12 protein-coding genes are annotated in these 13,370 nt (G+C 71.9%); 2 read left to right on the top strand and 10 right to left on the bottom strand.

Annotated elements, in window-relative coordinates; all coding sequences use genetic code 11:
• Window positions 1-40: 40 nt before the first annotated feature.
• The 5 genes from ACH4S9_RS05200 to ACH4S9_RS05180 form a co-directional block, all read right to left on the bottom strand.
• Window positions 41-772, bottom strand: coding sequence for an oxygenase MpaB family protein (locus tag ACH4S9_RS05200; RefSeq protein WP_385341630.1), 732 nt, complete (start codon window positions 770-772; stop codon window positions 41-43).
• 323 nt (window positions 773-1,095) lie between these two features.
• Window positions 1,096-2,592: an ABC transporter ATP-binding protein gene (locus ACH4S9_RS05195; protein WP_398369918.1), complete on the bottom strand. Its 1,497-nt coding sequence runs from the start codon at window positions 2,590-2,592 to the stop codon at window positions 1,096-1,098.
• On the bottom strand, window positions 2,589-3,437 hold the full coding sequence (locus ACH4S9_RS05190; protein WP_361193828.1) for an ABC transporter permease subunit: 849 nt from the start codon (window positions 3,435-3,437) through the stop codon (window positions 2,589-2,591). The genes ACH4S9_RS05195 and ACH4S9_RS05190 overlap by 4 nt, the downstream gene beginning before the upstream one ends.
• Entirely contained in the window at window positions 3,434-4,354 is a 921-nt protein-coding gene (locus tag ACH4S9_RS05185) for an ABC transporter permease (protein ID WP_398370518.1), read from the bottom strand. The genes ACH4S9_RS05190 and ACH4S9_RS05185 overlap by 4 nt, the downstream gene beginning before the upstream one ends.
• Window positions 4,355-4,440: 86 nt before the next feature.
• Complete coding sequence (locus ACH4S9_RS05180; protein ID WP_398369915.1) at window positions 4,441-5,991, bottom strand: ABC transporter substrate-binding protein; 1,551 nt, start codon at window positions 5,989-5,991, stop codon at window positions 4,441-4,443.
• Window positions 5,992-6,209: 218 nt separating this feature from the next.
• Between ACH4S9_RS05180 and ACH4S9_RS05175 the strand changes: the two genes are divergently transcribed.
• Both ACH4S9_RS05175 and ACH4S9_RS05170 read left to right on the top strand, forming a co-directional pair.
• Window positions 6,210-6,353, top strand: coding sequence for a hypothetical protein (locus ACH4S9_RS05175; RefSeq protein ID WP_398369913.1), 144 nt, complete (start codon window positions 6,210-6,212; stop codon window positions 6,351-6,353).
• 5 nt (window positions 6,354-6,358) lie between these two features.
• Window positions 6,359-7,765, top strand: a complete 1,407-nt coding sequence (locus ACH4S9_RS05170) for an MATE family efflux transporter (RefSeq protein ID WP_398369911.1) — start codon at window positions 6,359-6,361, stop codon at window positions 7,763-7,765.
• 50 nt (window positions 7,766-7,815) lie between these two features.
• On the opposite strand, the gene ACH4S9_RS05165 is transcribed toward ACH4S9_RS05170, so the two are convergent.
• From ACH4S9_RS05165 to ACH4S9_RS05145, 5 genes are read right to left on the bottom strand one after another with little or no spacing between them, the layout of a single operon-like run.
• Window positions 7,816-8,562 (bottom strand): response regulator transcription factor, encoded by a 747-nt coding sequence (locus ACH4S9_RS05165; protein WP_398369909.1) that lies wholly within the window; start codon window positions 8,560-8,562, stop codon window positions 7,816-7,818.
• 52 nt (window positions 8,563-8,614) lie between these two features.
• Complete coding sequence (locus ACH4S9_RS05160; protein WP_398369907.1) at window positions 8,615-11,275, bottom strand: FtsX-like permease family protein; 2,661 nt, start codon at window positions 11,273-11,275, stop codon at window positions 8,615-8,617.
• Window positions 11,272-12,009, bottom strand: coding sequence for an ABC transporter ATP-binding protein (locus tag ACH4S9_RS05155; protein WP_398369905.1), 738 nt, complete (start codon window positions 12,007-12,009; stop codon window positions 11,272-11,274). Before ACH4S9_RS05155 ends, ACH4S9_RS05160 begins: the two co-directional genes overlap by 4 nt.
• A complete protein-coding gene (locus ACH4S9_RS05150; protein ID WP_361193845.1) occupies window positions 12,006-12,722 on the bottom strand; it encodes an ABC transporter ATP-binding protein in 717 nt (238 codons plus the stop codon). Before ACH4S9_RS05150 ends, ACH4S9_RS05155 begins: the two co-directional genes overlap by 4 nt.
• Window positions 12,719-13,342: a hypothetical protein gene (locus ACH4S9_RS05145; protein WP_385341650.1), complete on the bottom strand. Its 624-nt coding sequence runs from the start codon at window positions 13,340-13,342 to the stop codon at window positions 12,719-12,721. The genes ACH4S9_RS05150 and ACH4S9_RS05145 overlap by 4 nt, the downstream gene beginning before the upstream one ends.
• Window positions 13,343-13,370: the final 28 nt, after the last annotated feature.

The following is a 13,370-nucleotide window of genomic DNA, read 5'->3' as shown; positions in this document are numbered from 1 at the left end:
GAGATATCCGGGCCGACCGGACCTTGTCAGTCGCGGCGCGTCATGCCGTCTGTCGGTTACGGCGGCGCAGCCTTCCCGCACGGGCCCACAGAGCGACTGCCACCAGCCCGCGTATGACAGCCGGCGGGCGAGCCGCTCCGACGCCCGCGCGTAGCCGCTCGTCGAGCAAGGTATCCGCACCGAGCCGTACCAATGGCGCGACCGGGGAGGGAAAACGGGCGGCAAGCAGACATCGGGTGGCATCCATGAGGGCCTGCCCTTCACCGGTTACCGCGAAGTGCTGTTCTTCGAATGTGTCCATCCACGAGGCGAGCTCCGAATATGAGCGGGGCAGCAGGTTGATGTGCATCCGCTCCGCCAGGCCGGCATAGAAGCCGTACGCCGCGTTTTTCTCATCAGTCGTGGTCGCCCGCCAACCGCGTCGGTCGATCCAGCGCACAGGAGCGACGCAGAAGGCCGCCAAAACGTATACGAACTCCTCCTCACCCACCGGCAATCCGCTGTGCAGCCGGTTCAACGCCACGACCGCCTCGCGCCCAGCAGACGAATCCAGGCCATGCTCGATGAGTGTGTACATCAGTTCACCAGTGGCTTTGGCCCGCGCCCTGGGGTTTCTGGTCATCTTGCCCGTCCCGACCAGCACCTTGGCGATCGTCGGGACGGCGAACGTCCGGTAGAAACCCAGGTTGAGACCCAGCCGAAGATCCTCGGGAAAGTCCACCAGCGCCAGACGACGGTACGCAACCTGGGCTTGTTCCTCGCTGCTCTTCACTGGATCCCTGTCAATCGGATACTCCCCTTCAACCATGCTGGTTCAACGCCCGCGAGACTCGATCAGAGCCCGGGCGACCAGGCAAAGGCCGGAGTGGTGGGGCGGACGAGTCGGCCTGTACGCCGGGGATAATCATCGCCTTTCCCGAAAAGCGCTGCGACCTGCACACATACCGCCTGCGGACCACCGCGGAACACATGCCCTCCAGCACCAGGACGAGATCATGCCTACGGATCGAGAACGAGTCGGTCGAGCAGGACGCGGGGGCCGGCATCGCACAGGGCATCCGGCCTTTCAGGCGGGTGCCCTGTCGGGCGACTGGGTCACGCCGTCGGCAGGAGTTCGGCCGTGGGGCCGCTGGTGGTGATCCGGCCGGTGTCCATCAGGTGCGCGATGTCGGTGTAGTGGGTGATCAGGTGGCGTTCGTGGGAGACCACGACGAGGGTGGTGCCGTGTTCTTCGCGCAGGCGGGTGAGGAGATCCATGACGGCTGTGGCGGTGGTGGTGTCGAGGGCGGAGGTGACCTCGTCGCAGAGGAGGATGTCGGGGCCGGCGGCGAGGGCGCGCGCGATGGAGACTCGCTGGCGCTGGCCGCCGGACAGCTCGCCGGGGTAGCGGTTGGCGAAGCCGGCGGGGAGTTCCACCTGCTGAAGGAGTTGGGCGATCTGCTCGGGTATCTCCCTCGCGGTGAGGCTGGTGTGCAGGCGTAGGGGGCGGGAAAGCTGGTGTCCTATGGTGCGCCGGGGGTTGAGCGAGGCGAGCGGGTTCTGCGGGACGAGCTGGATACGGCGCTGCTGTTCGCGGGTGCGGCGCCGGGCCGTGGCCGCCAAGGTCTGGCCGTCGAGGGTGAGCCGGCCGCTGGTGGGCGGGTGCAGTCCGGCGAGGACCCGTAGGAGGGTGGTCTTGCCGGATCCGGAGGGGCCGATCACGGCGGTGGCCGATCCGACCGGTGCGGTGAAGTCGAGTCCGGTCAGGGCGGGGCGGCGGGTGCGGCCGTTCCGGAAGTAGACCTCGACACCCTGGGCGGAGAGTGCCGGTCCGGCCGTGCGGGTCGGCGCGGCCGCTGCCGACGGCTCTACTGCCGTACAGGACACGTCATTTGGCGGCTGCGTGCCAGGCGCGGTGAGCCGCACGGTGTGGTCGGCGCACGCTTCGACCAGGGCGGAGTCGTGGGTGGCGAGGACGACGGCCAGGTTACGGCTGGTGGCGAGGTGGCGCAGCAGGTGGGCGATCTCGTCGCGCAGGGCGGTGTCGAGGCCGGCGGTGGGCTCGTCCAGGAGGAGGATCTGAGGGGTGCGGGCGAGGGCCCGGCCGAGGGCGACGCGGCGCTGCTGTCCGCCGGACAGGGCGGTGGGACGCCGGCCGAGAAGGTCGGTGGGGAGCCGGCACTCCGTCAGCAGGGAGCGGACCGAGCCGGCGGAGGGGTCCGTGGCCAGTTCGGCGACCAGGCGGTGGACGGTCATCCGGGGGTTGAGCGCCGAGCCGGGGTCCTGGCCGACATAGGCGACGCGGGTGCGGCGCAGGCGTCGTAGCGCGTCGGGGGTGAGGGTGTGGGGCTGTGTGCCGAGGACGTCGACGGTGCCGGCGGTGATCGTGGCCCGGTCGGGGAGGTGGCCGATGAGGGCGCGCAGCAAGGTGGTCTTGCCCGAACCCGAGGCACCGGTGAGAGCAGTCACCTGACCGGGCCGGACGACCGCGGAGGTGACGGGCAGCAGCACCGTGCCGTCGGGCAGGGCGATTTCCAGGCCGGTGACGGACGCCACCGGCTGTGCCACGTCGGCCGGGGCATCAGCGCGGTCGTGGTGGGTGAGGTCGCTCACGAGCGGGTGCCCGCCTTCTGCGTGGTGTCGGGGGCCAAGGCCTGGGTGGCGAGATTGACGGTGATGGCCACGGCCGCGATCGCCAGGCTCGGGGCGACGACGGCCCAGGGGTTGAGCAGGATGCCCGGGGCGTTCTCGCGGACCATCAACGACCAGTCGGAGGCCGGGGGCTGGGGCCCGATCTGGAGGAAGCCCGCCATGGAGATGACGTAGACGGCGTCCACGAACCGCAGTCCGAAGAGGGTCAGGACCGTGGAGCGCAGGTTGGGCAGCAGTTCGCACAAGGCGATGTAGGCGGTGGACTCGCCGCGGGTGATGGCCGCCTCGACGTAGCCGGCGGAGGCGAGCGGGGCAGCAGCAGCGGCGACGACTCGTACGGCGTAGGGGGTTCCCAGGACGATCGCTGCCGCGATGACGGCCCAGCGTCCGCCGCCGGGCCAGGCGAGCGCGATCAGCATGATGCCCAGCAGCGGAGGCAGCAGGATCGCGACGTCGGCGCAGCGCTCGACCGCCCGGCCGAGTGCGGGGCGCAGGACGGCGAAGCAGCCGATGACGGTGGCGGCCACGGTGACCACGGCGGCCACCAGCAGCGCGCCCGCGACGAGGAGGGTGCCGCCGTGCAGGAGGCGGCTGAGGACGTCCCGGCCCAACTGGTCTCCGCCCAGCGGGGCGTCGGCGCTGGGGGCTGTGAACGGGGCGGTGACCGGTGAGGAGAGGGAGTGCGGGGCCAGCAGCGGACCGGCGACGGTGAGCAGGAGGGGCAGGACTGCGACGGCGGTCAGCGCCAGGGTGCGGGTGCGTCCGGTGCTCCGGCGCCCGGCCTCCGGGGCGAGGGTGGTGGTCATGGGCGGTCTCCCACGGTGGCCTCGCGGATCAGGTCCGCGGCGAGCAGAACGAGGCTGATGACGGCGCCCGCGCAGGCGACGACTCCGGCGATCAGCGCGGTGTCGCGCGAGGCGACGGCGCCGGCCAGCAGGTTGCCGATGCCGGGGTAGTTGAAGAGGGTCTCCACGACCACGGCCCCGCCCAGCAGCATGCCGGTGGTGGTGGCGAAGCCTGTGGCGATGGCGGGTACGGCGCCGGGCAACTGGTGGCGCAGCAGCACCCGGTGGACCGGCAGTCCGTCCAGGTGGGCGGCCTCGACGTGGGGGGTGGTGGCCTGGTCGGCGAGGGCACCGCGCACGATCCGGACGTTCCAGCCGGTCTGCGGGATGACCAGGGCGACCACCGGCATGATCAGCATGGTCCACTGGGCGGGCCTGCCGTCGCTGCCGGTGAGGGTGACCGCCGGGAGCCAGCCGGTCCACAGGGACAGCACCAGCAGGAGGGCCACGGAGATCACGAATTCGGGCAGGGCGAACGCGGCGGTCGAGGCGTGGCCGATGATCCGGTCGGTCAGCCGGCCCGGGCGGGCGGCGGCCCAGCAGCCCAGCAGCAGGGAGAGCACTGTCGTGAGGGCGAACGCGCTCAGGCCCAGGACCAGGGTGTTGGGCAGCGGGTCGGCGAGCAGGGCGGTCACCTTCTGGCCCTGGGCGGAGGTGCCCAGGTCACCGGTCGGCAGGGCGGTCATCCAGTCCCAGAACCGTGCCCACACCGGCCGGTCCAGGCCCAACTGGTGCCGGCGGGCGGCGATGTCGGCCGCGGTGGCGCCGCGTTCGGAGGTGGCGCCGGCCGCGTCCCCGGGCAGTAGCTCGACGGCGGCGAAGACCAGGGCCAGCAGGACGATCAGCATGAGTGCCCGATGGGCGACCGCGGCGGGCACCCTTACGGCCGGGTGCCACGGGCGGCGCGGTGCGGTGCCCGTCCCCGCGGGGGGAGCGGGCACCGCACCGGCCTTGGTGAGGGGGCTCAACTCAGCCACACGCCTTCGAGCTGGACGCGTCCGTAGCCGGCCAGCCTGGGCAGGTTGCGCACCTTGGCGGCGGCCAGGTCGATGCCGTCGGCCATGCCCCACAGCAGGTAGCCGGAGCTGTCGTACTCGGTCTGCTGCAGCTGCTTGAGGTGGGCGGCGCGCTGCTTTTCGTCCTTGGTTCCGATGACCTTGCGGTAGGCGGCGTCGAATTCCTTGTCCGCCCAGCCGGATTCGTTCTGTCCGGCGCCGCTGACCATGGTCTTGGAGGCGAAGAAGACGACCGAGTCGTTGGTGCCCCAGTAGGTGGTGTAGAGGTCGCCGGTCTTCCAGGTCTTCTGCCAGAAGGCGCCGGACTCCTGCTTGACGACGTTCACCTTGATGCCGGCCTCGCGGGCCTGGTTGGCGAAGAGGGTCGCGGAGTCGGCGAGGCCCGCGATGTCGTCTGTGGTGATCAGGTCGTAGGTCTTGGACAGGTCGAAGCCGGCGTCCTTCAGCAGCGTTTTGGCCTTGGCGAGGTCACGCGCGCGCTGGGGGATGTCCTTGGCGTAGTCGGGGTCGCCGGTGCCGAGGATGTCATTGGCGACGGTGCCGTAGCCGGACAGGACCTGCTTGACCATCGCCTCGCGGTCGACGGTCAGGCGCATCGCCTCGCGCACCCGCGCGTCCGCGAACGGGCTGCCCTTCGCGGTGCGCATGACGATGGGCATGGCCATGTCGTTGGGGCGACGCAGGATCTGGATGTCCTTGCGCGTCTGGGCGGTGCGGGCGGCGATCGCGCCCGCGTTGGAGGCGAGGTCGATCTGCCCGGCGAGCAGCGCGTTGGCCATGGCCTGCGGGGTCTCGAACATGGTGACCTCGATGGCGTCGAGGTGCACCGCCGGGCCGAACCACTTGTCGTTCTTCACCAGGCGCGCGTTGCCGCCGCGGTACCAGTCCAGTTTGAACGGGCCGGTGCCGGGAGCCTTGGCGATCTCGGAGTCCTTGGTCCCCTTCTTCAGGACGAAGGTGGTGAACCGGGTCAGGACCGGGAAGTCGGCATTGGCGTAGTCGGAGACGATGACGACGGTGTCGTTACCCTCGGCGGTGATGTTCTCGGCCTTGATCCCGGGCAGCCGGGCCGAACCGGACGGGGTGTTACGCAGCCGCTTGAGGGACCAGACGACGTCCTCGGCGGTCACCGGGGTGCCGTCGTGGAACACCGCCCCCTTGGCGATCTTGAACTTCCAGGTCTTCAGGTCTCCGGACGACTCCCACGAACTGGCCAGGCGCGCAACGGTGTTGAACCTGGCGCCGGGGACGGTGAGGGTGTCGTGGACGAGCGCGATGATCAGGTAGTCGCTCTCGTTGGTCTGGGTGCCGTGCGGGTCGCGGGTGATCGCGCTTGCCTTTCCCAGCGCGCCCACCCGCAGGGTGCCGCCGTTCCTGGGCTTGCCGCCGGCCGCCGGGTCGGAGGAGGTACCGCCACCGCTGGAGGAACAGGCGGCGAGCAGGGCCGTCGCGCCCATCGCCCCGCCGGCCCACAGCACTTGGCGCCTGTTGATGTTCACGTACGTCCTCGTTCCACGAAGCCACGAATTGCTTAGGTTTGCCTATCCTAATAACAACCGCCTTCACAAGAGGGCGCCTGCCGCGAGGAGCTCACCCGCGGGAGCCAGGTGACCAATGAGTTAGGTTTGCCTAACCTAAATTAGGTGCTAGCGTCTCGGCCGGCGGCGTCGTCTGCGAAGCCCTGACCCGCCTGTCCGACCTGCCGCCGGAAACGACTATGGTCGCCCTGGTCAACGACGGTGGGGAGAAGTACATGGACACCGTCTTCAACGACGACTGGATGAGCGATCGAGACCTCCTGAGCCCCGACACCGAGCGGGAAGTCGACGGACTCCTCACCAAACTCCGCAGGAACCGGTAGACCACATGCTGACCACGCTCCTCCGCGACAGCCGTGCCCTGAGCGTGCTCGCGGTCCCGCTCATCCTCACCCAGCTCGCCCAGGTCGCCCTCACGACCACCGACACGGTGATGATGGGACTGCTCGGCACCACCGAGCTCGCCGCCGGCGGCCTCGCCATCGTGATCTTCAACCAGATCCGCACCATGGGCGTCGGCCTCGTCACCTCCGTCGGCAACCAGGTCGCCGCCGCAGCAGCGCGCGCCGAACAGGCGGCCCAGAGCACGGACGACGCGCAGGAGCCGGCGCACCCGGCACACGACGAGGTGCGGGGCGTGGTCCGCGCGAGCCTGGCCGTCGCCACCCTCGCCGGGATCGCCGGCACCGTGATGATGATCCTCGTCGGGCAACTGCTGGCCTGGCTCGGTCAGGACGCGGACGTCGTCGGCCTCACCCAGCACATGCTGTACGCGCTCGCCCCCGGGCTGCTGCCCTGCCTGTGGTTCCAGGCCGTCCGCCAGTTCACCGTCGGCATGCGCCGCCCCCAGGCCCTCCTCCAGATCACCCTCGTGTCCATCGGCGTCAACGCCGGCCTCAACTGGATCCTCATCCACGGCACCTTCGGGCTTCCCCGCCTCGGGCTGACGGGCGTCAGCATCGCCACCTCCGCCGTCTACCTGCTGTCCTTCGTCGCTCTGTACGTCGCGGCGCGGAGGGACAGCATGCTCGCCCCACTCCTCACCCTCGACATCACCCGCACCGACCCGGCGGTGTTCAAGCGCCTCCTCGGTCTCGGCGTCCCGATCGCCCTCACGTACGGCTCCGAGGCGGGTTTCTTCTCCGTCACCGCCCTGATGGCCGGCTCCTTCGGCCCCGACGCGCTTGCCGCCCACACTGCCGTCAACCAACTCGTCTACATCGTCTTCCAGGTCGCCGTCGGCCTGTCCCACGCCGCGTCCATCAACGTCAGCCGCGAACTCGAGCTCGGCAACCACGACACCGCCCGCCGCATCAAGAACACCGCACTCGCCTGCGCCGCCGCCGTCATGACCTGCGTCGGCATCCTCTATCTCACCCTGCCCCGGCTGGTCCTGGCCCCCTTCCTCGACACCGGCTCCGCCCGGGCCCTCACCATCGCCACCCACCTGCTGATCGTCACCACGTTCCTGCAGTTCTTCGACTGCGCCCAGAACATCGGCGTCGGACTCCTGCGCGGACTCCACGACACCAAGAGCGGCTTCCGCATCACCGTCATCGGCTACTGGGTCGTCGGACTCCCCTCAGCCTGGCTCCTCGCCTACGCCCTCGGCCTGGAAACCATCGGCATCTGGCTCGGCCTCCTCACCGGCCTCGCGGCAACAGCGATCCTCCTGCTGCGCCGCTACAGCGCCGCTCTCACGGCCGCGCAGCCCTTGACGACAGCAACCGCCTGAACTTGCGGCGGTGGCTGTGACCACTCCGCCCAGCTCGCCGTGTCACGGCCCTACCTCGCCGCGCCGGGGCCGGGCGGTTCGAGCCGGTAGCCGTGTCCGCGCAGGGTCGTGAGCTCGGGCAGCTCGAGCGGGACGGGGCAGGCCGCCGCGGCGGTCTGCAGCCGGCGGCGCAGCGAGGACATGGTGACGTCCAGGGTCTTGGTGGGGCCGTACCAGTTCTCGTCCCACACCCGCGCCATCAGCGTCTCGCGCGAGACGGCCTCGCCCGGGTGCTGGGCCAGCACGGCGAGCAGCTCGAACTCCTTGGGGCGCAGTTCCACTTCGCCGTCGCCGAGCAGACAGCGGCGGGCCGTGATGTCCACCGTCAGGTCCCCCAGCCGGACCGGCTCGCTCAAGCCCGGCGGGCCGGCCGGGCGACGGCGCAGATGGGCGCGGAGCCGGGCGAGGAGCACGGTCAGCGAGAAGGGTTTGACCAGGTAGTCGTCGGCGCCCGCGTCCAGGCCCACGATCACGTCGATCTCCTCGCCGCGCGCGGTCAGAATGAGGATGAGGAGATCGGGGAACTCGTCGCGCAGCTCCCGCGCGACCTCGATGCCGTCCACGTCGGGGAGGCCGAGGTCGAGCAGGACGACGTCGAGGGGCAGCCGCCGGGCCTCGGCCAGCCCCGAGCCGCCGGTCCGGCTCCAGGCCACCTGGTAGCCGCTGCCGCGCAGCCCGGTCTCCAGATGTCGTCCGATGACGTCGTCGTCCTCGATGACCAGAACGGAAACGGCGTCCTCGGCCCGTGTCGTACGCATGCCCCGAAGGGTAGGCCGGGCGGGTCGGTGGACGCGCGCGGCCGGGCCGGGATCAGAGTTCACGGAGTTCCTCCACAGCCGGCCGGGTGGATCTGCGCACGCCGTTGAGCGCGGCGGTGGCAATGGCCGCGAGGGCCGCCAGGAGGGTCAGGCCCAGATACGGCCAGGGTACGGCCACGGCCGCGGGCGGTGGGTCGAAAACCCCGGTCAGCACCTTGACGAGCATCTGGGTCAGGGCCCAGCCGATGAGCGCGCCTCCGGCCAGCCCGGCCGCGGTGAGCGCGGCGGCCTCGCTGAACACCAGCCCGCGCAGCTGCCGCCGGGTGGCGCCCAGCACGGTGGCGATGGCGAAGGTCCGGCGGCGCTCGGCGAGCCCGAGGGCCAGCACGATGCCGCCCGCGCCCGCTGCCAGCAGGACGGCGAAGGCGAGTTCGATCCTGGTGAGGCCGGCCAGGTCCACGGAGGTGAGGCTGGATCCGACGGCGGACCGGGTCTGGGTGATGTCGGTGACCTTCGCGGTGGTGCCGAGCTGGTGGCGCAGCTTCGCGGCGACGGCCTTCTGGTGTGTGCCCCCGGTGTCGACGAGGAAGGTGCCGACGGCGCCACTGCCGGTGGTCTTGGCGATATAGCCGGCATTGGCCACGAAGAAGCTGTCGCGCGGCGCGGTCGGGAACTCCTTGACGACGCCCGCGTAGTGGAACGGCACGGTGTGGAACGCCTTGGTCCTGGAGTCCTGGAGCCGCAGCTTGAGCGTGTCGCCCGGGGCCAGCTGGAAGTCCTTGACGGTCTCCTCGCTGACCAGGAGGGAGTCGGGCCGGGCCGCGAGCTTGGCCATGAGGCTCTTGGCGCTGCCGCCGGCGAAGTAGGCGTCCTGGAGAGAGGTGGCGGAGGTGATCGTGGAGGGCCGGACCCCGTACAGATCCTGGAGGTCGGCGCCGACGTAGGCGAACCGGTGCTGAAGCGGTTCGACGTGGCGCACTCCCGGGATGGCCGCCAGCGGGTGGGCGGCGCTGGGGCCGACGGTCGAGCCGGGCGACTCGGTCACCGTCACGTCCGCGCCGTTGGTGAGCCGGGCGTCGACCTCCGCCTGCTGTCGGTAGGTGGCGTTGAACGCCGCCGTGGACACGGCGAAGGAGATGGCCAGCGCGAGCAGGACGATGGCCCGGGCCAGCGGGCGGCGCTGCCGGGACAGGCTCGCCGCGGTGGTCCCGGCCAGGGCTCCGGTCAGCGGCCGGACCAGCCGGGCCAGCGGTCGGCGCCCGTAGGTGAGGGCGAGCACGACCAGCCGCCACAGCAGCAGGGCGGAGCCGAGCCACAGCAGGGCCGGGCCCAGGAAGGCCCAGTAGGACACGGAGATGGTGGGGACCCCCTCCGGCGCCAGGACCAGGGAGTAGTTGTTTCCGCTGGAGGCGCGGAAGACGAAGAACGAGACGGCCAGCAGGATCAGGTCGGGGCAGAACCTCATCCACCGCGGGGTCCCGGCCCGGCCGACGACCCGCCGGGCCTCGGCGACGGTGCCCTGCCGCAGATCGCGCACGGCGGGCAGCAGGACGGCCAGGGCCGCGATGACCAGCCCCAGCAGCAGGGCCAGCAGGAACCAGCCCGCCGCGGCGGAGGTGCCGGAGCCGAAGGACGCGGTCCCGAAGGCGATACGGCCCGCGACGGCGGCGATGCCGAGCCCGAGCAGCCCGCCCGCCACGCCGACCACGGCGGCCTCGGTCGCCGCGATCCCGACGACCTTGCGGAACCCGAGGCCCCGGGTGCGCAGCAGGGCCTGCTCCCGGCGGCGCCGGTCGGCGCCGGCGCCCGCGAGGGCCGCGGTCAGCAGGGCCGCGAGCACGGCACCCGGCACGCCGAGGAACAGGAAGAGGATCTGGGCGTAGAGAGCGTCCTGGCGTGCGCTGTCGAGTGCGGCGCCGAGGTTGTCGCCCACCAGCGCGCCACCGGCGGAGCGCGCCTCGAGGTTGTGCGCGGCGCCGGTCACCGCGGTGTACGCGGCGGCGGGGTCGGCGGGCAGGCGTGCGTCGCGGGCGACATGGATCTGGGTGGCGACCGCGGCCGGGTCTGCGGCCCTGACGGGGGCGGTGACGGAGGCGAACTGCGCGGCGGGCAGCAGGATCACGTTGTCGGGCGGTGCCGAGGGCTGGGACTGGGGAGGGGCGCCGACCTTCTGGAACAGGGAGTCGGCCTGGGGGAGGTCGACCACACCGGCCACCTTGACATGCGCCGGGTGCCCTCCCGGGCGGCCGAAGGTGACGGTGTCCCCGGGGGCGACATGCAGATTGGCCGCGGTCTGCTGGGCGATGAGCACCCCGGACGTGCCGCCGGTCAGCTGGCGGATCTCGCCGGGGAAGGCGCCGCGGTAGCCGGGCGGCAGGCCGAGGACGACGCCGGGTCCGGTGCTCTGGGTGGAGCCGCCGGTGGTGGCCTGGAAGCCGGTGGTGTGCGCGAAGCCGACCGGGAGGGCGGTGTGCACCCCCGGGGCGGACCGTACGGTGCCCAGCACCTGGCCGGGGTCGGCACCCGGCTGGACCTCGACCTGCCAGTCGACGGCGACCGAGCGCACCGCGCGATCGGTCATCGTCGACTTCGAGGCGGTCAGGAAGGAGCCCAAGGCCGCGACCAGCGCGACGGCGAGCGAGATGCCGAGCGCGGCGGCCAGCAGTCTGCCCCGGCGGCGCCTGACCAGCCCGGACAGCCAGGTGGTGATCACGGGTTCTCTCCTTGACGTACGTGGGTGGGCGCGGGTGGCGCCCCGTTCGGCCCGGGTTCGGTTCGGGCGGGGACGACCAGCCGCCCCTCGTGCATGGGCCAGCGCTCGGCGAGGCGCTCGCCGACGGTGGGGTCGTGGGTGGTCACCACGAGCGCGGCGCCCAGTCGCGCCACGGCGTCCAGCAGGACGTCCAGGACGTGCCCGCCGGTGGCGCGGTCGAGCTGGCCGGTGGGTTCGTCGGCGAGGACCACGCGCGGCCCCAGGGCCAGCACCCGGGCCACAGCCACCCGCTGGGCCTGCCCGCCGGAGATCTCCTCCGGCAGTTTGTCCGCGAGGTCCGCCACGCCGACGGCCTCCAGCGCCGCCAACGCGCGGCCGCGGGCCGCGGACTCCGCGGTGCCCGCCAGAACCAACGGCAGCGCGGCGTTCTCGGCGACGTCCAGGGCCGGGATCAGGCTCGGCGACTGGAAGACCACGCCGATGTCCCCGGCGGCGGCTCGCCGACCGAGGCCGGGCCAGTCGATCTCGCCGCTGGTCGGCCGCTCCAGGCCCGCCATCAGGTGCAGCAGCGTAGACTTGCCGGACCCGGAGGGTCCCATGATCGCGATGCGGTCGCCGGCCCGCACCAGGCATCTGGCGCCGTGCACCGCGACGACCGCGTTCTCCCCCTGGCCGTAGGTGCGGGAAGCGTCCCGGCAGTCGATGAGGACGTCGGCGACGACGTCGGCGCTCATGGCTCGATCCTCCCGTCGCGCAGCACCAGCACCCGGTCGGCGAAGCCGACGACCTCGGTGTTGTGGGTGACGACGAGGACCCCGCGGCCCGCCCCGGCGCGGCTCCCCAGCAGGTCGAGCACGCGGCGTTCGGTACGTCCGTCCAACTCGCCCGTGGGCTCGTCGGCGAGCAGCACATCGGGGTCGTTCGCCAGGGCGACGGCCAGACCGGCGCGGGCGAGCTCGCCGCCGGACAGCTGGTGCGGCAGGGCGTGCGCCCGACCGCCGAGGCCGACCCCCTCCAGCAGCTCGGCGACGTCCTGGGTGTGGGTGCGGCGCCCGGCGGCCGCCTGTGCGAGCCGGATGTTCTCCCGTACGTCCAGGTGGGCGATGAGGTTGCCGGACTGGAGCAGCACCCCGACGCGCCGGGCGCGCACCCGCGCCCGTTGGGCCTCGGGGCGGTGGCTGATCCGCTCCCCGCCGACATGGACATAGCCGCCGGCCGGCTCGTCGAGCCCCGCCAGACAGGCCAGCAGGGTCGACTTGCCCGAGCCCGACGGCCCGACCACGGCCACGGTCTCGCCCCGCCCCACGCTCAGGGACACCCCGCGCAGCGCGAGCGTCTCCTCCTCGCCCGTGCGGAAGAAGCGGTAGAGGTCCCTGGCCTCGATGGCGGCCGCCTCGTCCGGGCTGGTCGCTGTCGCCGGGGCGGGCGCTGTCGTCGGGCCGGTCATCGCTGCCACCGGAGCGAGTCGCTGACGATGCGCCAGGGATCCACGTTGTCGGCGTTCGTCGGTCCGGACAGGGTCAGGGTGGCCTGGCGGCCGTTGTGGAAGAAGAGGTACGTCTCGACGGAGTCGCGCACCGCCTTGCCGGTCACCGGGTTGGGGGCCGAGTCGGCCTGGTAGGTGATCCGTACGGCCTGGCCGCCCTTGCGGGAAACTGTCGTGACCTTCTCCAGGGAGAAGCGCTGTGCCTGCTTCCTGAGGGCCGGGACCACCTGGGCCCGGGCCGACTTGACCGTCGGCGCCGCCGATGCCGGGGCGAAGCCGATCTTGACCGTGTTCAGCTTGTCGCTGAAGGTCGTGGTGGCGTGGGCGGACGAGCGGGCCCACCCCTCCGGGACCTTGACGGTGAAGCCGGCGCCGGAGGGCCGGTAGGAGACATAGGCCTGGTTGTCGGGGATGTCGCCGGGCGGGTTGGACTCCGTGGGCGCGGGGCCGGGCTGGTGCGACGAGGAGCCGGTCGAGCCGCTGTGCGAGCCGGAGCCGCCCCCGCCTCCCGAACAGCCCGCGAGGACCGCGGCGGCCAGGGCCATCGCGGCCGGGACGGCAAGAATGCCTCGTTTGGTCATGGTGTCTGTCCTCCGCGGGGGGCGGTCC

Source organism: Streptomyces sp. NPDC021225 (genome assembly GCF_044332865.1).
In the GTDB taxonomy this organism is placed as follows: domain Bacteria; phylum Actinomycetota; class Actinomycetes; order Streptomycetales; family Streptomycetaceae; genus Streptomyces.
Note: the sequence above shows the minus strand (reverse complement) of the source record. Positions and strands in the feature narration are given on the sequence as shown.